Raw genomic sequence first — 23451 nt, 5'->3', positions numbered from 1 at the left:
CGATCCCTCGATGTAAGGCCGTTGCACGGCCGGTCGCGCGTTCAGGCCGTCAGGCAATACACGCGGTACGTGCCGTCCTCGACTTCCACGCCGTGCGTATCGTGCGCGAAGCCCGGGAAGCGCCGGTCGTACGCTTCGAGCGCCTTCAGGTAACCGAGCACCGGGCCGTCCGCCGGCCCCGCGTTCTCGCCCGGCATCAACAGCGGAATGCCCGGCGGATACGGCACGACGCCGGTGGCGACCGTGCGCCCGGCCAGTTCCTCGAGCGTGACCTGCTCGACGCGGCCCTGCACCAGATGCTCGTAGGCGCGCACCGGGCTCATCTCCGGCTTCGGCAGGATCGAGAACGCTTCCGACATCAACCGCGTCGTGCCGAGCTGCTCCATCGCCGCGAACATCGTGTCGGCCAGGTCCTTCAGCCCCATGCCCGCATAGCGCGAGCCGTGCGCCTTCGCGAGCGACGGAATCGCCATGTCGAGCGGCAGGTTCGCGTCGTAGTCGCGCTTGAAGTCGCACAGCGCGCTGACGAGCGAGCCCCACTTGCCCTTCGTGATGCCGATCGAGAACAGGAACAGGATCGTGAAGTCGGTGGTCTTCTCGACGACGATCCCGCGTGCATCGAGATACGCGGTCACGACGCTCGCCGGAATGCCGACCGGCATCAGCCCGCCGGCCGGCGCGACGCCCGGCGTGACGATCGACACCTTGATCGGATCGAGCATGCAGTAGCCGTCCTCGATATTGCCGAAGCCGTGCCATTGCGCGCCGGGGCGCAGCACCCAGCACGACGGGTCGCTCGCGAGCAGCTCGGGCGGCGCATCGTGGAACGGCAGCGTGCGGCCGGTGCGCGTCTCGAGCACCGTGTCGGGCTGCCAGCACTCGAAGAACCAGTCGCCCTTCGCGCCGAACTCGCTGTTCATCCGCGCGATCATCTGCCGGAACGCGACGGCCTCCTCGATCGACTCGTGCGTGAGCGCCGCGCCGCCGGGGCCGTCCATCATCGCGGCCGCGACGTCGTTCGACGCGATGATCGCGTAGTTCGGCGACGTCGACGCGTGCATCATGAACGTTTCGTTAAACTGACCATGTGGAATCGGGTTGCGGCCGTCGCGCACGTGGATGTACGACGCCTGCGACAGCGCGGTCAGCAGCTTGTGCGTCGACTGCGTCGCGAACACCGTGGGGCGGTCCGCACGATGGTCGCGCGGGTCGCCGTGCATCGCGTGGCGATCGCGGTAGATCGGGTTGAAACGCGCGTAGCCGTACCAGGCTTCGTCGAAATGCAGCCGGTCGACGCTCGCGCCGAGCAGCTCCTCGACGCGCGTGACGTTGTAGCACAAGCCGTCGTACGTCGAGTTGGTGACGATTGCATGCTTCGGCTGGCGATCGGCGAGCCCGGCCGTGAGCGGATTCGACGTGATCGCCTCGCGGATCGCCGCCTGCGTGAGGCGCTCCGACGCGATCGGCCCGATGATCCCGTAGCGGTTGCGCGTCGGCACGAGGTAGGTCGGGATCGCGCCCGACATCGTCATCGCGTGCTCGGCCGACTTGTGGCAGTTGCGGTCGCACAGCGCGATCTGGTCGCGACTCACGCTCGCCATCAGGATGATGCGGTTCGACGTCGACGAGCCGTTCGTCACGTGATACGTGCGATGCGCGCCGAACACGCGGGCCGCGTAGCGCTCGCTTTCGCCGATCGGGCCCGAGTGGTCGAGCAGCGAGCCGAGTTCGCCAACCGAGATCGACAGGTCGGAACGGAACAGCGCTTCGCCGAAGTATTCGAAGAACGCGCGGCCGACCGGCGATTTGAGGAAGCCCGTGCCGCCCGTGTGGCCGGGCGTATGCCATGAGTATTCGTAGACGCGCGAGAATTTCGCGAGCGCGCCGAACATCGGCGGCAACACGGTGGCGCGGTAGCGCTCGATCGCCGCGTGGATGCGCCCGCCGATGAAGTCGGCCGTATCTTCGAGCAGCCACACGAAATCGTCGACCTTGCCCATTACCGCGGACGGCACCGACGATGCGACGCTGCGGTCGGCCAGCAGGAAGATCGGCACGTTGGCGTTGCGATGCCGGATCGCGTCGACCACGGCCTCGGACGGCCCGTGGCCATCCACGCCGAGATCCCAGTCGAGCAGCACGCACTGGATCGACGGATCGGAGCGGATCAGCATGATCGCGTCGTCGGCCGAGGTGGCCGTGAGCACGTCGATGTCGCGCTGCACGAGCTCCGCGCTCAGCGTGCGGACCGCACGCCCGGTCGCGGTTTCCTGCGTGATCTCGTCGTCGACCAATAACGCGCGCAGGCCGAGACGACGAATGCCACCGACGGACGTATTCATGTTTTTGCCCTCGTTGTTCCGATGCTTCGTTGGGTTTAATTCGTCTCACGAGCACGCGGACAGCAGGCCACGGGAGCGGCATGAGACGCTCGCAAATCCGGTTTGATTCGCCATCCAATTCGGAGCCGACTATGCCATAGATGCCTTTTGATGAAAAGCAGACGAATCGGCGAAACGGTCGAACGTTTTCAAATCGCCTTTCACAATCGGTTCATTTTGATGTGCATTGCAGCACGCCGATTTCCGATTATCGGATCGGTTTCGCCCACCAATCGGATTGCCGATTCCGCTCGATTGAATTCGCCGGGTTTTGTTGCTACGATCGGCTGCGCCGTGCATTGACCGGCGGCGGCTGCGCCGCGCCGCGCAAGGTGTTTTCGTGCGGCGCGCCATGCGGCATTCAGCATTCGCGGGAGCGTTTCAATCGGCGGCGGCGCGTGTCGGATGACGCGGATTGCGCGCCCGTGCGAATGCGGCTCTCGTTTTCCGCACATTTACGGGAGAGTTCGTGTGAGCCTGTTGAAAATCGCAGTCGAGCCGGCGCTGATTGGCGCCTTCCTCACCACGCACGAACAGGTCGACGTATTCCAGACCGATCTCACGAATATCGCGGCAATCGTCGTCGGAATCGATTCGGCGCAACAGGTGCTTGAAACCGTCGAAAGAACCGGATTCGCGATTCCGTTTTTCGTCGCGGTCGAGCCCGACCAGGAAGTGCCGCCGTCGATCCTGCCGAGCGCGAGCGGCGTGATCCAGCTCCGCCATGGCGGACGCCACTACTACGGCCGGCAGATCTCCGCCGCCGCCGACATCTACAGCGAGAACCTGCTGCCGCCGTTCTTCAAGGTGATGCGCGAATACGTGCAGCGCGGCTATGTCGAATTCGACTGCCCCGGCCATCAGGGCGGCCAGTTCTTCTCGAACCACCCGCTCGGCCGGATGTTCTTCGACTTCTTCGGCGAGACGATCTTTCGCGCCGACCTCTGCAACGCCGACGTTCGGCTCGGCGACCTGCTGATCCACGAAGGCCCCGCGCTGGAAGCGCAGCGCAATGCCGCGCGGATCTACAACGCGGACAAGACGTACTTCGTGCTGAACGGCACGTCCACGTCGAACAAGGTCGTCACCAGCGCGCTGCTCGCGCCCGACGATCTCGTGCTGTTCGACCGCAACAATCACAAGTCGGTGCACCTCGGCGCGCTCGTGCTGTCGGGCGCGCGGCCGGTCTACCTCGAAACCGCGCGCAACGCGTGGGGCCTCATCGGCGGCGTCGACAGCGCGGCGCTCGACGAAACCCGTATTCGCGACGCGATCCGCGACGTCGCGCCGGAGCGCGCCGGCCTGCCGCGCCCGTTCCGGCTCGCCGTGATCCAGCTCGGCACCTACGACGGCACGATCTACAACGCGCGCGAGATCGTCGACCGGATCGGGCATCTGTGCGACTACATCCTGTTCGATTCGGCGTGGGTCGGCTACGAGCAGTTCATCCCGATGATGCAGGACTGCTCGCCGCTGATGCTCACGCTCGGCCCCGACGATCCCGGCATCTTCGTCACGCAGTCGGTGCACAAGCAGCAGGCCGGTTTCTCGCAGACGTCGCAGATCCACAAGAAGGACAGCCACATCGAAGGCCAGAAGCGCTTCTGCGATCACCGGCGCTTCAACAACGCGTACATGATCCATGCGTCGACGAGCCCGTTCTACCCGATGTTCGCCGCGCTCGACGTCAACGCGCAGATGCATGCGGGCCCGGCCGGCAAGCGCCTGTGGCGCGATTGCGTCGCGCATGGCGTCGATGCGCGCAAGCTGCTTCTGAAGACCTGCCGCCAGATTCGACCGTTCGTTCCCCAGAACATCGACGGCCGCCCGTGGGCCGACTACCCGACCGAGCAGATCGTCGACGACCTGCGCTTCTTCCGCTTTCATCCGGCCGACACGTGGCACGGCTTCGAAGGCTATGCGGACGACCAGTATTTCGTCGACCCGTGCAAGCTGCTGCTGACGACGCCCGGCATCGATCGCGACACGCACGAATACGCGGCGTTCGGCGCACCGGCGCCGATCCTGGCGCGCTACCTGCGCGAGCACGGCGTCGTGCCCGAGAAGGCCGACCTGTACACGATCCTGTTCCTGCTCACGCCTTCCGAAAGTTTCGGCAAGCTGCAGCATCTGGTCGCGCACCTCGCGCAGTTCGAACGCCATCTCGACCAGGACACGCCGCTGCGCGAAGCGATTCCATCGCTGTGCGAAGCGTATCCTGAGCTGTACGGCAACATGCGCCTGCGGCAGCTGTGCCAGCGGATGCACGACTTCTACCGCAGCCACGACATGAAGCATCTGCAGAAGATGATGTTCCGGCGTGCGCAGTTCCCGAAGCAGGCGATGCTGCCGCAGGCCGCGAACGTCGAGCTGATCCGCAACAACGTCGAACTCGTCACGCTCGATCGCATCGAAGGCCGGATCGCGACGGAAGGCGCGCTGCCCTATCCGCCCGGCATCTTCTGCGTGGTGCCCGGCGAAAGGTGGGGCGGCCCGGCGCTCGACTACTTCCGTGCGCTCGAAGCGGGGATCAACGCGCTGCCGGGTTTCGAGCCGGAAATCCAGGGCGTCTATCTGCAAACGCGGCCGGACGGCACGAAGCAGGCTTCGGCGTACGTGGTGGCGGCCGGCGCCGACGCGTCACGCGCGTAACGGCGGCCTGGCGGGCGGCCACGCGCCGCTCGCGGTCCTGAGCGCATCGTGAACGCATGACGGGCGGCGCGCCCGCCGCCTCACCACGCCTGCCGGTAGATCTCCAGCGCGTCGGCCTCCGTCACCTCGCGTGGATTGTTCACGAGCAGGCGCGTCTGCAGCATCGCATCCGATGCCATCCTCGGCAGGTCGCCCTCCCCGATGCCGACCTCACGCAGCGTGCGCGGAATGCCCGTCGCGACGATCAGCCGGTCGATCTCGGCGATCAGCGCGTGCGTGCGCGCTTCATCGCTGCCCGTCGCCGACGGCGCGACGATCGACGCGAGTTCCGCATACAGCGGCGCGGCGGCCGCCGCGTTGAAACGCAGCACGTGCGGCAGCACGAGCGCATTCGACAACCCGTGCGGCACATGGAAGATCCCGCCGACCGGATAGGCGAGCGCGTGCACGGCCGCGACCGGTGCATTCGCGAACGCCTGCCCCGCGAACATCGCGCCGACCAGCATCGCCTCGCGCGCGTGGCGGTTCCGGCCGTCGTCGCACGCCGCGAGCAGGTTGCGCGACAGCAGCGTCAGCGCGTGCACGGCCAGCATGTCGGATACCGGGTTCTTCAGCCGCGCGGACGTGTAGGCCTCGATCGCATGCACCATCGCGTCGATGCCCGTCGCGGCCGTGGCCGCACGCGGCAGGCCGAGCGTCAGTTCGGCATCGAGGATCGCGACGTCCGCGAACAGGTGCGGCGACACGACGCCCATCTTGCGCGCCTCGCCGATCGTGACGATCGACACGGCCGTGACTTCCGAACCGGTGCCGGCCGTCGTCGGCATCTGCACGAGCGGCAGCCGCGCGCTCGTGACCTTGCCGACGCCGTACATGTCGGTCAGCGCCTGCTGCCCCGGCGCGAGCACCGCGATCAGCTTCGCGACGTCCATCGACGATCCGCCGCCCAGGCCGAGCACGATCTCGGCATCGGCCGCGACGGCCCGCTCGGTCGCTTCCAGCACCACGTGCTCGGGCGGATCGGCGATCACGTCGTCGATCACGGTGACTTGCCAGCCGTGCGCGGCGAGGCTCTCCAGCGCGGGCGCGAGCACGCCGCTGCGATGCAGGAACGCGTCGGTGACGACACAGAGCCGCACGAGCGCCGGAAAGCGTTCGCGCAACAACACGCCGAGCCGGCGCGCGGCACCGAATTCGACGACCTGCGTCGGAACGGTACGGAATTGAAACGGGTTCATCGGGCGCCTCCCGGTGGCGTCGCCGCGCCGGTGCCCGGCTGCACCATGTAGCTGGACACTTCGCGGCGATCGAGCAACGGAATGATCGCGCCGAACCCGATCCGCTGGAAATGCGGCGTTTCCCGATGCACGTCGAGACCGTCCGCGTCGCGGTAGCGTTCGAGGATCACGATGTGGTCGGGGTCCTCCGGCGACCGGAAATACGCGTAGTCGAGATTCTTCGGCTCGGCGCGCGTCAGCGGCGCGAGCTCCGCGAGCAATGCGACCACGCGGTCGCCGTTGCCGGGCTTGGCGTGGAAATGCGCGATGACCTGCAGGTAAGGTTCGTTCATGTTGCGCTCCGGGTTCGACTGGGGGCCGTCACGACGGGGACGCACGCAATGCGCGGCGAACCGGAAGGATTCGAACGCGACGGCGCAACGCAGTGTCACTGGCGGGTCGTCGCATTGTATTGAATCGGCGCGGCCTTCGCAGTGACGCCACCGCGCCACGAACAACAACGCCGATCGCCATCGGCCTCTACTCGTGCGACGCGCCGACTACCACGGCACCGTCCGCCCCAGATAGTCGAGATACTCGAGCCCCGGGCGCCCATGCTTGGCGATCAGCACGTCGACGAGACTCGGCACGCTTTCCTCGATCGTCAGGCGCGCATCGGGCCCACCGAGTTCCGTGCGGACCCAGCCGGGCGCCATCAGCACCATTGCACGCCGCGTATCGGCCTGGCGCACCGCGAAGCTGCGCATGAACTGGTTCAGCGCGGCCTTGCTGCCGCGATAGACCTCGCGCATCCCGCTGACGTTGTTCGCGACGCTGCCCTGCCCCGACGACATCGCACCGATCAGGCCATCGTCGGTCACGAGATCCTGCAGCGTCTCGATCACGCGCATCGGCGCCAGCGCATTCGTGATCATCACGCGCACGAACTCGTCGGTCGTCACTTCGCCGATCGTTTCGGTGGGCTCGTTCGTCGTGCCCGCGTTCACGAACAGCATGTCGAAGCGCCGACCCGACAGCCGCTCGCGCAGCACGGCCAGTTGCACCGGTTCGCAGATGTCGAGCGTCTCGATGTCGAGCCGGCCGTCGAACCGGTCGGCGAGGTCGTGCAGCTTCGTGCGCCCCGATCCTGCGCGCACGGTGCCCGTTACGTGCCAGCCTTTGTCCAGGAACGTCTCCGCCATCGCGAGCCCGAGGCCGCGCGAGGCCGCGACGAGCAGGATCGTAGGCACATTCGCGTTCGATACTGTTGATTGCATGGTTTCCGCCTTTGCCGGGTTTCGTCATGCAGCCACTATAGGTGCGCACCACGACAGGCGCCAGACGCACCAGATTCAACTTGTAGTTGCATCGCACGCCATGTCAAATCGCACGGAGGCGTATCCTGTCGCCATGGAAGACATCGACCTGAATCTCGTCACCGCGCTCGACGTGCTGCTGTCGGAAGGCAGCGTGACCGGCGCCGCGCGCCGGCTCGGCCTGAGCACATCGGCCATGAGCCGCACGCTCACACGGTTGCGGATGGCCACCGGCGATCAGCTGCTCGTGCGCGCCGGGCGCAAGCTCGTGCCGACGCCACACGCCGCCGCGTTGCGCGACCGCGTACACGCGATCGCCAGCGATGCGCGCGCGGTGCTGCGGCCGGCGACGGCCGACGTCGACATGGCGACGCACACTTCCACGTTCACCCTCCGTGCGGCCGCCTCGTTCATGGAAATGCTGTCCGGCCCGGTGGTCGCCGCACTCGGCGAAATCGCGCCGCAGGTGCGCGTCCGCTTCGTCCCGAAGCCCGACCGCGATCCGCAAGCGTTGCGCGACGGCACCGTCGACCTGGAAATCGGCAAGCGCGGCGACGATGCCCCCGAGTTGCACACCCGCATGCTGTTTCACGACTGGCACGTCGCCGTGGCGCGCGCCGGGCACCCGCTGTTCGCATCGGGCCGGATCACGCCCGCGCGCTATGCGGCCTGCCGTCACGTGATCGCGTCGCAGTTGGGCGATTTCGGCGGTCCGGCTGGCGACTCGACCGACAAGGCCGGCCCAAGCCACTCCGTGCACGTCGTCGTACCGGGCTACCCCGATGCGATGCGGGTCGCGGCCAGCACCGACCTGATCGCGCTCGTGCCGCGCTCGAGCCTCGGCAACGCGTTCTCGCCGGGCCTCACGGAGGCGCTCGGGCTTCGCAGCTTCGAGATCCCGGTGCGCCTGCCCGAGATCCTCGTGTCCGCGCTGTGGCATCCACGCATGCACGGCGACCCCGTGCACCGTCGCTTGCGCGATGCGGTCATCGCCGTCTGCCAGCGAGCGTATCCGGAGGGCCGCGCGCCGCGCCCGCCGGCACGTCGCACCGGCACGCGCGCGGCAGGCTGACGCGCGGCTCAGACCAGCCGCCCGCCGCCGTCGATGTGCAGGATCTCGCCATTCATGAAGCCGTTGCCCAGCAGGAACGCGATCGCTTCCCCCACTTCATCGGCGCGCCCGACACGGCCGCCGGGCAATGCCGCCGCCGCGCCCGCGAGGATCGCATCGCGCGCTTCCGCACCGAACGCGTCGTAAAGCGGCGTCTCGACGAAACCGGGCGCAACCACGTTCACGCGAATGGGCTTCAGTTCCAGCGCGAGCGACTGCGCCAGTGCCTCGACCCCGCGCACGGCGGCGGCAATGACGGAAACGCCCTGCGCGGCCGGACGATCCGACAGTTGCCCGCCGGTCAGCACGATCGAGCCGCTCTCGGGCATCAGCGGCAATGCGGCGCGGATCGCGTAGACCGGCCCGGCGATACGCTCCTGCCACGCGGCGAGCAGGTGATCGGGATCGGTCTCGTTCAGCTTGCCGGCAATGAACCGGCCGGCCGTGACGACCAGGTGATCGACGCGCGTGATCGTGTCGAACACGGCCTCCACTGCCAGCCGGTCCGCGATGTCGGCCACCGCGACGCGTGCGCCGCCGATCGCCTGCGCGGCGGATTCGAGCTTCGCGCGGGTCCGGCCGACCAGCGTGACGCTGGCGCCTTTCGCCTTCGCGGCGGCCGCCGCCTCGAGGCCGATGCCGGAACTCCCGCCGAATACCACGACCTGCGCACCGTCCAGTGCCGAAGATTGCGTTGCCTCGTTCATGTCGACGCCTCATCAGGGATTGAAGATTCGCGAACGTTAGGTCATTCTCCATTGCGCAGGAATATGGGAGACTTGAATAAGGGTCATGCCATAAAGGAATGAGATGGATTCGCTGCGATCCATGCGCGTATTCGTCCGCGTGATCGAGCTTGGCAATTTCTCGGCGGTCGCGCGGGAGGAAGGCACCGGCCAGCCGACGATCAGCAAGATCGTCGCCGCATTCGAGAAGGAACTGGGCGTTCGCCTGCTCGAACGCTCGACCACGAGCCTCGCGCCCACCGACGAAGGCCGCCGGTTCTACGATCGCTGCAAGCGCGTGATCGACGAATACGCGAGCGCGGTGGCCGAGGTGCGCGGGCAAACGGTGCGGCCGGTCGGCAAGCTGGTCGTCAATGCGCCGCTGGGGCTGGGCGAACTGAGACTGAACGCGCTCGTGCTCGAATTCCTCGCCGCGTGGCCGGAGATCGAGGTCGAACTCCAATTGACCGACCGCGTGATCGACCTCGTCGAAGAAAGCGTCGATGTCGCCATTCGCCTCGGCCAGCTGCTGCCGCCGGATGCCGTGGCGCGCCACATCGCGTCGTCGCCGCGCCTGCTGGTCGCCACGCCGGCGTACGTGGCGCGGGCGCCGAAGCTCCGCCGGCCGGACGACCTCGCGAAGCACGAGTATGTCGGCTACGCGCGCGCGGACATCGGCAACGAACTGGCCTTCGCGCGCGGCAGCGAGCAAGTCGTCGTTCCGGTGCGCGGCCGGTATCGCGTGAACAGCTCGATGGCGCTGCGGGAATGTTTTCTTGCCGGAAACGCGGTGGGCAGCGGGCCCGCGTGGCTCGTTCAGGACCTGATCGACAGCGGCCAGCTCGTCCGGTTGCTGCCGAAGTGGGACATGGTGCCGCCGCATGCGCTGCACCTCGTCTATGCGTCGCGCCGGTATCTGCCGCTGCGGACCCGCACGTTCCTGCAGTTCATGGAGCAGCGGATTCCCGGGCTGCCCGGGTTCCATGCGATCACCGCCCCGACCCGTACCCCAACCGCGCCCGCATTGCGGCAGGCCCGCTAATCGACGCTCGCCGCGGCCACGGCCGGCCCGGGCGTCGATCCGCCACCGTTTTCCCGCTCCGCCGAATCCCCGCTATTGCAGCGGCGCCGGCGGGCCGTTCGGCTAAAATGCCGCACTTTCCACCTCGTCCGGCCCGCTCGCCATGCAACCCGCCTCCCCCGCCCAACCCGCCGCCCACGGCGCCGACGCCGCAGATTCGGCCCGCGACCTCGTCTACGGCCCGAACGACCGGCCGGCGCCGATGGTCGCCTTCGTCGCCGCGCTGCAGCACCTGCTGGCGATCATCGTGCCGATCGTCACGCCCGGCCTGCTGATCTGCCAGGCGCTCGGCGTGTCCAGCCGCGATACGACCCTGATCGTGTCGATGTCGCTGGTGATTTCCGGCATCGCCACCTTCGTCCAGTGCAAGCGCTTCGGCCCGCTGGGCGCCGGCCTGCTGATCGTCCAGGGCACGAGCTTCAACTTCGTCGGCCCGCTGATCGCCGGCGGCAGCCTGATGGTCAAGCAAGGCACGCCGGTCGAGACCGTGATGGCCGCGATCTTCGGCGTCGTGATGGCCGGGTCGTTCGTCGAGATGGGCGTGTCGCGCATCCTGCCGTTCGTGAAGCGCCTGATCACGCCGCTCGTCACCGGCATCGTCGTGCTGCTGATCGGCCTCACGCTGATCAAGGTCGGCCTGATCAGCATGGGCGGCGGCTTTGGCGCGATGGCCAAGGGCACCTTCGCGAGCGCGGAGAACCTGACGCTGTCCGGCCTCGTGCTCGGCACGATCATCCTGCTGAACCGCGTGCCGATCGTGTGGGTGCGCAGCACCGCGCTCGTCATCGCGCTCGTGATCGGCTATCTCGCGGCCGCGTTCCTCGGCCGCCTCGATTTCACCGGCATGCACCAGGCCGCGCTGTTCCAGGTCCCGACGCCGCTGCACTTCGGCATCGGCTTCTCATGGGCGCTGTTCGTGCCGATGCTGATCATCTACCTCGTCACGTCGCTCGAGGCGATCGGCGACGTCACGGCCACCAGCAAGATCTCGAACGAGCCGGTCGAAGGCCCGGTGTGGATGCAACGGATCAAGGGCGGCGTGCTCGTGAACGGCGCGAACTCGCTGCTGGCCGGCGTGTTCAACACGTTCCCGAGCTCGGTGTTCGCGCAGAACAACGGCGTGATCCAGATCACCGGCGTCGCCAGCCGCTACGTCGGCATCTGGATCGCGGGGATGCTCGTGGTGCTCGGCCTGTTCCCGGTCGTCGCCGGCGTGCTGCAGGCCGTGCCGGAGCCCGTGCTCGGCGGCGCGGCGATGGTGATGTTCGGCGCGGTGGCCGCATCGGGCATCAACATCCTCGCGGGCGTTCATCTCGATCGTCGCGCACTGCTGATCATCGCGGTGTCGCTCGCGCTCGGCCTCGGCGTGTCGCAAGTGCCGGACATCCTCAACAGCCTGCCGCACGCGCTGAAGAACGTGCTGGAATCGGGCGTGGCAACGGGCGGCATCTGCGCGCTCGTGATGAACTGGTTCCTGCCGGAAAAGAAGTAACGGCGCGACGCCTGACCGGCGTCCCCCTCAAGCCGCGCTTCCGGTGCATCGGGCGCGCGGCTTTTTTTCATGGCGGACGAGTGTGTCCCGCATCGAGGGATAACGTCGCCCGATTCGAAGCGAAGGGCGAGCCCATCGCGCACTTCATGCCATCGTCCCGCCCCTTGGCGCGGACGACCGGGCGCCGGCCGGGCACGGATTCGAATCTGCGAAACGCAGCGGCGGCCTGACCGGAGACGCGACGGTGACGATCGATCGTCAAACCACGTCAGACCCGCTTTGCCGATCGATCCGCGATGGTTAGAATTGCTTCATGCCTCAAACCCCCGCCCCCACCAACGCCCCAGAAGCGAGCACCGTCCCGGTCAAGGAACGTGCGACCGTCGTCTGCTACCGCGGCGAGAAAGTCTTGCTCGTTGCCCGTGCGGCGTCGCGCTGGGCCCTTCCCGGCGGCACGATCAAGCGCGGGGAAACGCCGCTCGAAGCCGCACATCGCGAGTTATCCGAAGAAACCGGCATGACCGGCCAGCATCTCGTCTACTCGATGCAGTTCACCGGCCTCGCGAAGATCCATCACGTGTTCTTCGCGGAAGTCGGCCCGGACCAGACGCCGCAAGCGAACAACGAGATCGAGAAATGCAAGTGGTTTCCGATCGACAGCGTCGACGGGTTGCGCGCCAGCATTCCGACGAAGCGCATCGTCGAACTCGTTTACCAACACGAAATCAGCAAGACATAGCCCGCGACGGACGTGCGTATTCGCGAGCCGGCAAACCGGCCCGGATCATCCTGTGTGGATCACCAGCGCGTGAGCGCTCAGTGCGGACGCCTTCTTCGCAACTCGTGTGTGGCATAGACGACCAGGAAGATGCCGAGCATCGCAATACCGGACGCCATGAAGTCGTTCGCGCTTCCCGAGCTTTGCAGGGACGTCGGGAAAATGCCGAGACTCAATCCTGCAACAGCAAGAAGCAGTCCTGCAGCCACGCCCCAGATCGGTCCGGCGGTCTTGTCGATTTTATTTTTCATACAGCACCCGTCTACAGTCATTACCTGAACGGTATCGGCAAGGGACGCCGCGTCTACCTTCAGTGATTCAACTATAGCCCGGAAAAAAATCGCAAACTTTTAGTGCTTTTCCCGATCAAGTTTTGGCGATTGCAATCGCCGGTGCTGTCGTGCAATTGCACGTTAATTGAAGCGCGTCGGGTCGACAAGAAATACGGGGTGGCGGAAGGCAGCAGGAGTCGAACCTACCGGGGAGTGTCTGACACCCCCAACTGGATTTGAAGTCCAGCCGTACCACCGGATACGAATGCCTTCCGTGGGGGGAAGAACACCTGGCAGACGGCACATTTACCGGAGTGGACGTAACCGGCCCAGACAGGACGCCTCAGTGATCGAACCAGCCTGACAGGCGTTCGGAATGGCCCGCTACGTGCGCAATCCAAGCACGCCGAGGTAGGCGTCGAGCGAGCGCTGCACTGACTCGGCCACCAGGCGCGTGATGCCGCTGTAGTCGCCGGTCGTGCACGCCTCGTCCAGCGTATCGTAGTAAGCCAGCCGGTCTTCCTTGCGAATGACCGCTGGCGGATAGCCGGACTTCATCAGTTCGAAATTCAGGAGCAGCCGCCCCGTTCTTCCATTGCCGTCGACAAACGGATGGATCTTCACGAACCGCGTATGCAGTTCGGCGGCCCGTGCCACCGGATGCATCGCGCCCGCCTGCGTATCCCAATCGATGAGCGCGGCCATTTCAGCCGGCAAATGCAGGAAATCCGGGGGCGTCGTGCTTGCGCCTGCGATCACGACGTTCTCCCGGCGATACCTGCCAGCCTCACCGTCGTCGATCCCCTTCGATAACAGCCCGTGAATATTTCCGATCTGCCATTCGGACAGCGTTTCCTGCTTGCCGACGATTTCTTCGACATGGAGAATCGCGTCGCGATGATTGGTGGCCTCGAAATGCTCGCGCAGCGACTTTCCGCCGACCGTAATGCCTTCGAGTACGACCTTCGTTTCCCGCAAGGCCAGCGTGTTGCCTTCGATCGCATTCGAATGATAAGTCCACTCCAGCATCAGCTTTTCGCGCAATGACGCCTGCGTATGCGGCGGAAGCGGACGCGCCGCGTCCAGCTTTGCCTTGTCGGCATCGACGGCTTCCAGCAGAAGCGATACGGACGAATCCATGAAATCACCAAAATCGACCAATGCGCGCCACTTTACTCAGTGTCGGGAATGGCGAATGGCGGAAGGCAGCAGGAGTCGAACCTACCCGGGAGTGTCTGACACCCCCAACTGGATTTGAAGTCCAGCCGTACCACCGGATACGAATGCCTTCCGTGGGGAAAAGAACCCAAAGAACAACGAGCGCCTACGCCTGAATACCCGCCCAACCGCTGTCAGGCCGCAGGAGGTGAAGATCGCGGTGGAAGCGAGTATACCCAACCCGGTCGAAGAACTCGAGAATCTGGATCGCGCGCTTGCGGCCGAGCCCCGTCGCATCGCGGAACGTCGCGGCATCGAGCCCGCCCTCGCGCGACGGCGCGAGATGCGCGACCAGTTCCGCCAGCTCGCGCACCACGCTCGCGTGATAGAACAGGTCGCGCACGACCTGGTGCACGTCACCGCGCCGCGCGAGCTTGCGCAACAACGCGCGCACCGCGTCCTCGGCCGCGCCCGTGTCGCGGGCCAGGTCGCGCACCCACGGCGGGTCGAAGCGCCCCGCATGAATCAGCGGCAGCAGTTGCTGCGCCAGCGCCTCCTCGCGCGGCTCGAGGCTCACCGCATGCGACGGCAGATGCAGCCACGGCCCGCTTCGCGCGACTTCGCCGCCGGCCACCAGCGCATCGACGAGCGCGCGCCACAGCGCATCGCCGGCGAGCGGCGCGGCCATCCGCCGCAACCGCGCGGCGTCGAGCCCCTGCTCGTCGGGCATGCGCTCGTGATACGCGCGCAGCGTATCGATCGCCCGCGTCTGCAGTGCGCGCCAGTGCGCCTGGGCAATCACCGCGCCGTCGTTCGACGCGGCGTCGCGCGGCCCGATCGCCAGCGCGTCTTCCGGCAAGGCCAGCGCATTCGGCGCAAAACCCGTCAGATGCGTGAGCATCGCGCGCGGGATGCCGAGCGGCGCCTGCGCGAGCAGCGCATCGAGGCGGCCCGCGTCGAGCCATTCGGCCAGCGCGTCGAGCCATGCGCGGCGCGCAGGCGTACGACGCTTGCGCGCCGGCCCGAACGGATCGAGTACGCGGCCGCCGCCGACCGTGCGCGTCGCCTGCGGATTGCGGACGATGAACCGGTCGCCCGGCAGCGCAAACACCGGTTCGTCGAACACCAGTTGCACGCGCATCCGCTGGCCGGCCGCGAGCGTATCGCCGTCGAGCAGCGCGACATGCGCGACGCGATGCAACGTGCCGAGATGCACGTGCAGCGGCGCCCAGTGCGTCAGCGTGAGCCCCGCATCCGCGAGCAGCGTCAGCTCGACGTCGAGACGCGGCGACGTCGCGACGAGCCGCGCATCGGCGACGGTGTCGCCTCGCTCGACATCGGCCTTGTCGACCCCGGCCAGATTCAGCGCGCAACGCTCGCCCGCGCGGCCGGCCTCGACCGGCCGGTTCTGCGCGTGGATGCTGCGCACGCGCGCCGCGCCGCCCGTGCGCACGATCGCGAGCGTGTCGCCGGTCGCGACGCGGCCCGCGAACGCGGTGCCCGTCACGACGGTACCCTGCCCCGCGAGCGTGAACACGCGATCGACCGCGAGCCGGAACAGCCCGTCGTCGCGGCGCGCACGCCACGCGATCGCCGCGTCCGCCAGATAACGCTTCAACGCGGCGACGCCCGGATCGTCCGCAGCCGTCGCGCGCGTTTCGAAAATCGGCACGCCGGCCAGCGTCGAGTCGTTCAGCCACGTGGCGATCTCGTCGCGCACTTCGGCCACGCGTGCGGCATCGACGCGATCGCACTTCGTCAGCGCGACGGCGCCATGCGTGACGCCGAGCAGTTGCAGGATCGCGAGATGCTCGCGCGTCTGCGGCATCACGCCGTCGTCGGCGGCAATCACGAGCAGCGCGAAGTCGATCCCGCATGCGCCGGCCGCCATCGTATGAATCAGCTTCTCGTGGCCCGGCACGTCGATCAGGCCGAGCACGTCGCCGTTGTCGAGCGGCGTATACGCGTAACCGAGCTCGATCGAGATGCCGCGCGCCTTCTCTTCCTTCAGGCGATCGGTATCGACGCCCGTCAGCGCGCGCACCAGCGTCGTCTTGCCGTGGTCGATGTGTCCCGCGGTACCGACGATCATGCAGCAGGCCCCGCGAGCGGCACGCATTGCGCGACGAACACCGCCTCGTCGGCGGCTTCGAGGCAGCGCAGGTCGAGCCGCAGCGCATTGTCGGCGACGCGGCCGATCACCGGGCGCGGCCATTCGCGCAGCCGTTTCTCGAGCTGCGCCAGTGCACGGCCGCCGCGCTTGCCGTCCGCCGTGCGTACGACGAGCCCGGCGCTCGGCAACTGGTCGACCGGCAGCGCGCCGCTGCCGATCTGGCTGAACATCGGCTCGACCGTCACGTCGAAACCGCTGCCGAGCGCGGCCTGCAGCGCCGGACGCACGCGCTCGGCGGCCTCGGCGATCTCGCGCTGCGGGCGCGTCAGCAGCCGCAGCGTGGTGAGCCGGTCACGCAGGAACTCGGGTGACTGGTAGAGGCGCAGCACCGGCTCGAGCGCCGCGAGCGTCAGCTTGCCGACGCGCAGCGCGCGCTTGAGCGGATGTTTCTTGATCTTCGCGATCAGCGCGCGGTCGCCGACGATCAGGCCGGCCTGCGGCCCGCCGAGCAGCTTGTCGCCGCTGAACGTGACAACGTTTGCGCCGGCGGCGACGGTTTCCTGCACGGTCGTCTCGTGCGGCAGGCCCCATTGCGACAGGTCGGCGAGCGTGCCGCTGCCGAGATCGACGGCCACCGGCAGCCCATGCTCGCGCGCGAGCGGCGCGAGTTCGGCGAGCGTCGCCTCCTTCGTGAAGCCGCTGATCGCATAGTTGCTGCAATGCACCTTCATCAGCAGCGCGGTACGCGGGCCGATGGCCTCCGCGTAATCGCGCAGATGGGTGCGGTTGGTGGTGCCGACCTCGCGCAGCCTGGCGCCCGCGCGGCTCATGATGTCGGGAATGCGGAATGCGCCGCCGATCTCCACCAGCTCGCCGCGCGACACCACGACTTCCCGTTTCGTCGCCAGCGCCGACAGCGCCAGCAGCACGGCCGCCGCGTTGTTGTTGACGACGGTCGCGGCTTCCGCGCCCGTCAGTTCGCACAGCAGATCGTCGATCAGGTCGTCGCGATCGCCGCGGCGGCCCGTGGCGAGATCGAATTCGAGGTTGACCGGCCGTGTCAGCACGTCGACCACCGCGCGCACCGCGTCGTCGGGCAACAGTGCGCGCCCGAGGTTCGTGTGCAGCACGGTGCCGGTCAGGTTGAACACGGCGCGCACCGCGCCCGCGCTCTGCGCGGCCAGCGTGCGCGCGACGGCCGCGGCGATGCGCGGCTCGTCGAGCGGCTCGGCCGCCGCCGGATCGTGTTGCGCGGCGGTACGCCAGCGTTCGAGCTCGGCACGCACGGCGTTCAGCACGCGCGTGCGGCCGTAGTCCGCGATGAGCGGTTGCAGCGGCGCCGACGACAGCACGCGCTCGACGGACGGCACGCGCGCCAGTACCGCATTCAGTTCATTCACACCCGGTTCGGTCACGTCGTTGTGGCTCCAGTCTCATGCTTCGCAGCGGGCCGGCGCCGGTGCTCGCGCACCGTCCCGCCGGCCCGTGCCGTCAATTCGCGTCCCGCGAGACATCCGGCCACAGCAGCGGGTTCGGTGAACTGCGCTGGTAGCCGGCTTCGTTCATCAGCAGGTCGAGCGTGAGGCTCGCGAGATCGTCCGCCAGCGGCTCGAACTCGTAGTCCTTGTCCTGATAGCCGATCTTGCGATAGGTCTTGCACTCGTCGCACGATTCGGCCTTAACGGCTTCGCTGCCGCCCTCGATCCCGTGATAGGCGATGCCTTTCGTCGAATCGCAGTGCGAGCACTTCGTGCGCACCATGTGCCACTCGGTCGTGCACAGCCCGCATTGCAGGAAACGGTAGCCCTGGTACTGGCCGCCGACCCGCACGACGCTCGCGACCGGATGCGTGCCGCACACGGGGCACAGCCCCGGCTGATCGAGATACGGAACGTCGGCCGGCGGAACGCGGCTGGCGAGGTCCGTCCACACGACCTGCAGCGCGGCCATCAGGAACGGCGCGATAGCCGGGTCGACTTCGGCGAAACGCAGCGCGAGAATCGCGTCGGCTTGCGCGTCGAGTTCGGCGGGCGCCATCAGGCGCAGCCGGTCGAGCAGCTTCGCGAGCTGCGGGTTGACGAGCCCGGCGCCTTCGACGCGGTCGAGCAGTTCGTACAGCACGGCACGCCAGCGCGGATCGCGCTCGCCGTCTAGCGCCGGCACGAGCGGCATCGAATGCTCCTGCGCACGCGCGATCGCTTCCTTCGACGGCAGCGGCAGTTCGAGCGTTTGCAACGTCGCGTGCTGCGCATCGGCGACGGTGGCCATCAGCCGCAGGTAGCCGCTGATCGGGTTCAGGTCGGCCAGCTTGCGCAGCCGCGCGGCGCGCGCCGAGAACGCGGTGGCGCGCTCCGGCAGGCGAAAGCGCGGGATGGCCGAATGATCGAGGGTCGAGATCTCGGTCGGTTCGAGGATGCGTTGTGTCACAGATATGTCTTCCAAATAAACAAGCGCCGACAAGTCGGCGCTTCAGGCGGTTCCGACGGCTGACGGAGCGGCCACCGCGATCGGCGAGCCGCCCCGCTCCGGTGCGTTATTTCACGCTTTCACGGAACCACTTCGGGTGATGCTTGCGAGCCCAGCCCAGCGTGACGGTGCCGCGCACCATCGCGCCGATCGAGCCCTTCACCCACAACGCCGCGTAAATGTGCACGATGATGCTCGCGATCAGCACGAAGGCCGCCACGGCATGCACGACCGCGGCCGCGCGGATCACCCCGATCGGGAAGTAGAACGAGAAGTAGCGCCGCCAGATCACGACTCCCGACAGCAGGAGCAGCAGCAGGCACGCGACCAACGTAAAGAATAGCAGCTTCTGCCCGGCGTTATAGCGCCCGACCGGCGGCAGCTTGTCTTCCTGGTTGGTCAGCACGTCGCCGATCTGCTTGAGCCACTGGCGATCGTCCGCGTCGAGCGCGTTGTGGTGCCAGAAGCGCACCACCAGGATCGCGAACGACACGAACATCACGAGGCCGACGAACGGATGCAGGATCCGCGTCCACTGGCCGCCGCCGAACAGCGCGGTCAGCCAGAACATCGACGGATGAAACAGCGCGAGCCCGGACAGCGCGAGCAGCACGAACGTGATCGCGGTGATCCAGTGGTTCGTGCGCTCGTTCGCCGAGTAGCGGACGATCAGGTTGGGGTCGTCGTGGTTCATTTCGCGTCCTCCTTGATGCGTCGCGCCTCGTCGCGCGCGGCCTGTTCCTCTTCGTCGCTCACCTCGTTCGGACCGACCCGGACATAGTGGAAGAACCCGGCAAGCGCGGTCAGCGCGAGGCCGGCCACCGCGAGCGGCTTCGCGATGCCCTTCCACAGCTTCACCATCGGGCTGATCGACGGATTGTCGGGCAGCCCGTGGTACAGCGACGGCTTGTCCGCATGGTGCAGCACGTACATCACGTGCGTGCCGCCGACGCCCTGCGGGTCGTACAGCCCCGCATGCTCGAAGCCGCGCTCCTTCAGGTCCTCGATCCGCTCGGCCGCGTGCTGCTTCATGTCCTCCTTGGTACCGAACACGATCGCGCCCGTCGGGCAGGTCTTCACGCAGGCCGGTTCCTGGCCGACCGCGACGCGGTCGGAACAGAGCGTGCACTTGTATGCGCGATGATCCTTCTTCGAGATCCGCGGAACGTTGAACGGGCAGCCGGTCACGCAATAGCCGCAACCGATGCAGTTCTCCTCGTGGAAATCGACGATCCCGTTGTTGTACTGCACGATCGCGCCCGGCGACGGACACGCCTTCAGGCAGCCCGGATCCTCGCAGTGCATGCAGCCGTCCTTGCGGATCAGCCACTCGAGGTCGCCGGCCGGGTTCTCGTATTCGGAGAACCGCATGACCGTCCACGAATGCTCGGTCAGGTCGGCCGGGTTGTCGTACACGCCGACGTTGGTGCCGACCTCGTCACGCAGGTCGTTCCACTCCATGCATGCCGTCTGGCATGCCTTGCAGCCGATGCACTTCGATACGTCGATCAGCTTCGCGACACTCCCGGTCACCGGTTCGCGCACCGTGGGCGGTGGCGTCGTGGTGGCCGAGACGCGCTTGATATCCAGCGATTGCAATGCCATCTCGTTCCCCTTACGCCTTTTCGACCTTCACCAGGAACGACTTGAATTCCGGTGTATAGGAGTTGCCGTCACCCACGGACGGAGTCAGGGTATTGGCGAGATAGCCGGGCTTCGTCAGACCCTTGAAGCCCCAGTGCAACGGGACGCCGACCGTCTGGACCTTCTTGCCGTCGACCGTCAGCGGTTTGATCCGCTTCGTGACGAGGGCGACCGCGATGATGTAGCCGCGCTTGGACGACACCTTCACGCGCTCGCCATGCGCGACGCCGACTTCCTTCGCGAGGTCTTCGCCGATCTCGACGAATTGCTCGGGCTGGATGATCGAGTTCAGCCGCGCATGCTTGGTCCAGTAGTGGAAGTGCTCGGTGAGCCGGTACGTCGTCGCCACGTGCGGGAAGTCCGCCACCTTGCCGAACGACGCGCGGTCGTCCGGGAACACGCGGGCAGCCGGGTTGTTCAGCGCCTGCGGGTTGTTCGGGTGCAGCGGGTTCGCGTCGAGCGGCGTCTCGAACGGCTCGTAGTGCTCGGGGAACGGACCTTCGTTCATCCCCGCCCGGGCGAAGAAGCGTGCGACACCTTCCGGGTTCATGATGAACGGCCCCATCCCGTTTTCGGGCGCTTCGTCCGCCTTGAAGTCGGGAATGTCGGCCCCCTTCCACGCGCTGCCGTTCCAGCCGATCAGCTTGCGGGTCGGGTCGAACGGCTTGCCGGCAACGTCGCACGACGCACGGTTGTACAGGATCCGCCGGTTCGCCGGCCACGCCCACGCCCAGTTCAGCGTCTGGCCGATGCCGGTCGGGTCGGCGTTGTCGCGCCGCCCCATCTGGTTGCCGGCCTGCGTCCAGGCACCGCAGAAGATCCAGCAGCCGCTCGCGGTCGTGCCGTCGTCCTTCAACTGCGCGAACGCGGCCAGCTGCTCGCCCTTCTTCACGAGCGTCTTGGTCGGATCCTTCGGATCGGGCAGATCGGCGAGCGCCTTGCCGTTGAACTCCATCGCGAGCTCTTCGGGCGTCGGGCTTTCCGGGTTCGCGTACGGCCAGGTCAGGTTGACGATCGGATCCGGATACTTGCCGCCGTCCGTCTGGTACATCTTGCGCATGCGCAGGAACAGCCCCGACATGATCTCGAGGTCGCTCTTCGCCTCGCCCGGCGGCTCCGCGCCCTTCCAGTGCCATTGCAGCACGCGGCTCGAACTCACGAGCGAACCGTTTTCCTCCGCGAAGCACGTGGTCGGCAGACGGAACACCTCGGTCTGGATCTTCGACGAATCGACGTCGTTGTAGTCGCCGTGATGCTTCCAGAACTCGGAGGTTTCGGTCGCGAGCGGGTCCATGATCACGAGCCACTTCAGCTTCGCGAGCCCGGCCGCCGTCTTCACCTTCGACGGCGACGCCGCAAGCGGGTTGAAGCCCTGGCAGATGTATCCGTTCATCTTGCCGGCATTCATCAGCTCGATCACCTGCAGCAGGTCGTACTGCTTGTCCAGCTTCGGCAGGTAGTCGTAGCCCCAGTTGTTCTCGGCGGTCGCCGCATCGCCCCACCACGACTTCATGAAGCTCACGTGGAAGGCCTTGTAGTTCTTCCAGTAGCTCAACTGGTTCGGCCGCAGCGGCAGCTGCACGCGCTTCTTGATGTAGCCGTCGAAGTCCTGCTCGGCCTGCATCGGCAGCGTCATGTAGCCCGGCAGCAGGTTCGACATCAGCCCGAGGTCGGTCAACCCCTGGATGTTCGAGTGGCCGCGCAGCGCGTTCATCCCGCCGCCGGCGATGCCGATGTTGCCGAGCAGCAACTGCACCATCGCGCCGGTGCGGATGATCTGCGCGCCGATCGAGTGGTGGGTCCAGCCGAGCGCGTACAGCACCGTGCCGGCGCGGCCGGGAACGGCCGTGGTCGCGAGCATCTCGCACACCTTCAGGAATTTCTCCTTCGGCGTGCCGCACGTCTGCTGGACCATGTCCGGCGTATAGCGCGCGTAGTGCTGCTTCAGCAGGTTGTACACGCAACGCGGATGCTGCAGCGTCGGGTCGACCTTCACGAAACCGTCGTCGCCGCGCTCGTAGTCCCAGCTCGATTTGTCCGGGTACGCGTGCTTCTCCGGATCGTAGCCGGAATAGATGCCGTCGTTGAACGCGAAATCCTCGCGCACGATGAACGAGAAGTCCGTGTAGTTCTTCACGTACTCATGCTGGATCTTGTCGTTCGTCAGCAGATAGTTGATGACGCCGCCCAGGAAGACGATGTCGGTGCCGGTGCGGATCGGCGCGTAGTAGTCGGCCACCGAGGCCGTACGCGTGAAGCGCGGGTCGACGACGATCAGCCGCGCCTTGCGGTGCGCCTTCGCCTCCGTTACCCACTTGAAACCGCACGGATGGGCCTCGGCTGCATTGCCGCCCATCACGAGAATCACGTCCGCGTTCTTGATGTCGACCCAATGGTTCGTCATCGCTCCACGGCCAAACGTCGGGGCAAGACCTGCCACCGTCGGGCCATGTCAGACACGCGCCTGATTGTCGAATGCGAGCATCCCGAGACTGCGGATGGTCTTGTGCGTCAGGTAGCCGACCTCGTTGCTGCCTGCCGACGCGGCCAGCATGCCGGTGGTCAGCCAGCGGTTGACCTTGGAGCCGTCTTCCGCCGTCTCGACGAAGTTCGCGTCGCGGTCGGCCTTCATCAGCTTCGCGATGCGGTCGAGCGCGTCATTCCACGAAATCGGTTCCCACTTGTCCGAGCCGGGCGCCCGATACTCCGGGTGCGTCAGGCGGTTCGGGCTGTGGATGAAGTCGATCAGGCTCGCGCCCTTCGGGCACAGCGTGCCGCGATTGACGGGATGGTCGGGATCGCCTTCGATGTGGATGATGCTCGGCTGGGCGTTTTTCGCGCCGTCTCCGAGGCTGTACATCAGGATGCCGCAACCCACTGAACAGTAAGGACAGGTGTTGCGCGTTTCGACGGTGCGCGCCAGCTTGTACTGTCGGACTTCGGCAAGCGCTTCGGACGGAGAGAAGCCCATCAGGGCTAGACTCGATCCGGCAAGCGACGTAGCCGTCACCTTCAGGAACTGGCGCCGGGACATTTGTAGCATGG

18 protein-coding genes and 2 tRNA genes are annotated in these 23451 nt (G+C 66.8%); 5 read left to right on the top strand and 15 right to left on the bottom strand.

Features of this window, described 5'->3' with window-relative positions; all coding sequences use genetic code 11:
• Nucleotides 1-41 precede the first annotated feature (41 nt).
• Nucleotides 42-2342 carry an Orn/Lys/Arg decarboxylase N-terminal domain-containing protein gene (locus LGM89_RS09355; RefSeq protein WP_226272898.1) on the bottom strand — a complete coding sequence of 767 codons (2301 nt, stop codon included), beginning with the start codon at nucleotides 2340-2342 and terminating at the stop codon, nucleotides 42-44.
• A gap of 510 nt (nucleotides 2343-2852) precedes the next feature.
• On the opposite strand from LGM89_RS09355, the gene LGM89_RS09350 reads away from it, so the two are divergent.
• Nucleotides 2853-5033 carry an ornithine decarboxylase gene (locus tag LGM89_RS09350; RefSeq protein WP_226272897.1) on the top strand — a complete coding sequence of 727 codons (2181 nt, stop codon included), beginning with the start codon at nucleotides 2853-2855 and terminating at the stop codon, nucleotides 5031-5033.
• Nucleotides 5034-5113: 80 nt separating this feature from the next.
• On the opposite strand, the gene LGM89_RS09345 is transcribed toward LGM89_RS09350, so the two are convergent.
• From LGM89_RS09345 to LGM89_RS09335, 3 genes are all read right to left on the bottom strand, one after another.
• Nucleotides 5114-6271 (bottom strand): iron-containing alcohol dehydrogenase, encoded by a 1158-nt coding sequence (locus LGM89_RS09345; protein ID WP_226272896.1) that lies wholly within the window; start codon nucleotides 6269-6271, stop codon nucleotides 5114-5116.
• A complete protein-coding gene (locus LGM89_RS09340; RefSeq protein WP_089497331.1) occupies nucleotides 6268-6603 on the bottom strand; it encodes a putative quinol monooxygenase in 336 nt (111 codons plus the stop codon). The genes LGM89_RS09345 and LGM89_RS09340 overlap by 4 nt, the downstream gene beginning before the upstream one ends.
• 207 nt (nucleotides 6604-6810) lie before the next feature.
• Entirely contained in the window at nucleotides 6811-7527 is a 717-nt protein-coding gene (locus tag LGM89_RS09335) for an SDR family oxidoreductase (protein WP_089497332.1), read from the bottom strand.
• 133 nt (nucleotides 7528-7660) lie between these two features.
• Here LGM89_RS09335 and LGM89_RS09330 point away from each other — a divergent pair, with 133 nt between their 5' ends.
• The gene (locus LGM89_RS09330) at nucleotides 7661-8638 is read left to right on the top strand and encodes a LysR family transcriptional regulator (RefSeq protein ID WP_226273019.1); all 978 of its coding nucleotides are present in this window, start codon (nucleotides 7661-7663) and stop codon (nucleotides 8636-8638) included.
• An 8-nt stretch (nucleotides 8639-8646) separates the two neighbouring features.
• Here the strand turns inward: LGM89_RS09330 and LGM89_RS09325 are convergent, their stop codons facing one another.
• Nucleotides 8647-9384, bottom strand: a complete 738-nt coding sequence (locus tag LGM89_RS09325; protein WP_226203946.1) for an SDR family oxidoreductase — start codon at nucleotides 9382-9384, stop codon at nucleotides 8647-8649.
• Between the two features lie 103 nt (nucleotides 9385-9487).
• Between LGM89_RS09325 and LGM89_RS09320 the strand changes: the two genes are divergently transcribed.
• From LGM89_RS09320 to LGM89_RS09310, 3 genes are all read left to right on the top strand, one after another.
• Nucleotides 9488-10444 (top strand): LysR family transcriptional regulator, encoded by a 957-nt coding sequence (locus LGM89_RS09320; RefSeq protein ID WP_226272895.1) that lies wholly within the window; start codon nucleotides 9488-9490, stop codon nucleotides 10442-10444.
• Nucleotides 10445-10586: 142 nt separating this feature from the next.
• Nucleotides 10587-11975 (top strand): nucleobase:cation symporter-2 family protein, encoded by a 1389-nt coding sequence (locus LGM89_RS09315; RefSeq protein ID WP_089474503.1) that lies wholly within the window; start codon nucleotides 10587-10589, stop codon nucleotides 11973-11975.
• Between the two features lie 313 nt (nucleotides 11976-12288).
• Nucleotides 12289-12714 carry an NUDIX hydrolase gene (locus tag LGM89_RS09310; RefSeq protein WP_226272894.1) on the top strand — a complete coding sequence of 142 codons (426 nt, stop codon included), beginning with the start codon at nucleotides 12289-12291 and terminating at the stop codon, nucleotides 12712-12714.
• Nucleotides 12715-12791: 77 nt separating this feature from the next.
• Here the strand turns inward: LGM89_RS09310 and LGM89_RS09305 are convergent, their stop codons facing one another.
• From LGM89_RS09305 to fdnG, 10 genes are all read right to left on the bottom strand, one after another.
• Entirely contained in the window at nucleotides 12792-13004 is a 213-nt protein-coding gene (locus LGM89_RS09305; RefSeq protein WP_175239513.1) for a hypothetical protein, read from the bottom strand.
• A gap of 199 nt (nucleotides 13005-13203) precedes the next feature.
• Nucleotides 13204-13299, bottom strand: a tRNA-Sec gene (locus LGM89_RS09300).
• Nucleotides 13300-13409: 110 nt separating this feature from the next.
• The gene (locus LGM89_RS09295) at nucleotides 13410-14165 is read right to left on the bottom strand and encodes a Fic family protein (RefSeq protein ID WP_226272893.1); all 756 of its coding nucleotides are present in this window, start codon (nucleotides 14163-14165) and stop codon (nucleotides 13410-13412) included.
• 56 nt (nucleotides 14166-14221) lie between these two features.
• A tRNA-Sec gene (locus tag LGM89_RS09290) sits at nucleotides 14222-14317 on the bottom strand.
• Between the two features lie 32 nt (nucleotides 14318-14349).
• The gene (gene selB / locus LGM89_RS09285; protein WP_226272892.1) at nucleotides 14350-16275 is read right to left on the bottom strand and encodes a selenocysteine-specific translation elongation factor; all 1926 of its coding nucleotides are present in this window, start codon (nucleotides 16273-16275) and stop codon (nucleotides 14350-14352) included.
• Nucleotides 16272-17711, bottom strand: a complete 1440-nt coding sequence (gene selA, locus LGM89_RS09280) for an L-seryl-tRNA(Sec) selenium transferase (protein WP_089427919.1) — start codon at nucleotides 17709-17711, stop codon at nucleotides 16272-16274. The genes selB and selA overlap by 4 nt, the downstream gene beginning before the upstream one ends.
• Nucleotides 17712-17787: 76 nt before the next feature.
• Nucleotides 17788-18723, bottom strand: coding sequence for a formate dehydrogenase accessory protein FdhE (gene fdhE / locus LGM89_RS09270; protein WP_174971920.1), 936 nt, complete (start codon nucleotides 18721-18723; stop codon nucleotides 17788-17790).
• A gap of 106 nt (nucleotides 18724-18829) precedes the next feature.
• Nucleotides 18830-19456 (bottom strand): formate dehydrogenase subunit gamma, encoded by a 627-nt coding sequence (locus tag LGM89_RS09265; protein WP_011355693.1) that lies wholly within the window; start codon nucleotides 19454-19456, stop codon nucleotides 18830-18832.
• The gene (gene fdxH / locus LGM89_RS09260) at nucleotides 19453-20367 is read right to left on the bottom strand and encodes a formate dehydrogenase subunit beta (protein ID WP_166890531.1); all 915 of its coding nucleotides are present in this window, start codon (nucleotides 20365-20367) and stop codon (nucleotides 19453-19455) included. Before fdxH ends, LGM89_RS09265 begins: the two co-directional genes overlap by 4 nt.
• Nucleotides 20368-20377: 10 nt before the next feature.
• The gene (fdnG, locus tag LGM89_RS09255; RefSeq protein ID WP_226272891.1) at nucleotides 20378-23449 is read right to left on the bottom strand and encodes a formate dehydrogenase-N subunit alpha; all 3072 of its coding nucleotides are present in this window, start codon (nucleotides 23447-23449) and stop codon (nucleotides 20378-20380) included.
• Nucleotides 23450-23451: the final 2 nt, after the last annotated feature.

Source organism: Burkholderia sp. AU31624, from assembly GCF_020420065.1.
Lineage (GTDB): Bacteria > Pseudomonadota > Gammaproteobacteria > Burkholderiales > Burkholderiaceae > Burkholderia.
Note: the sequence above shows the minus strand (reverse complement) of the source record. Positions and strands in the feature narration are given on the sequence as shown.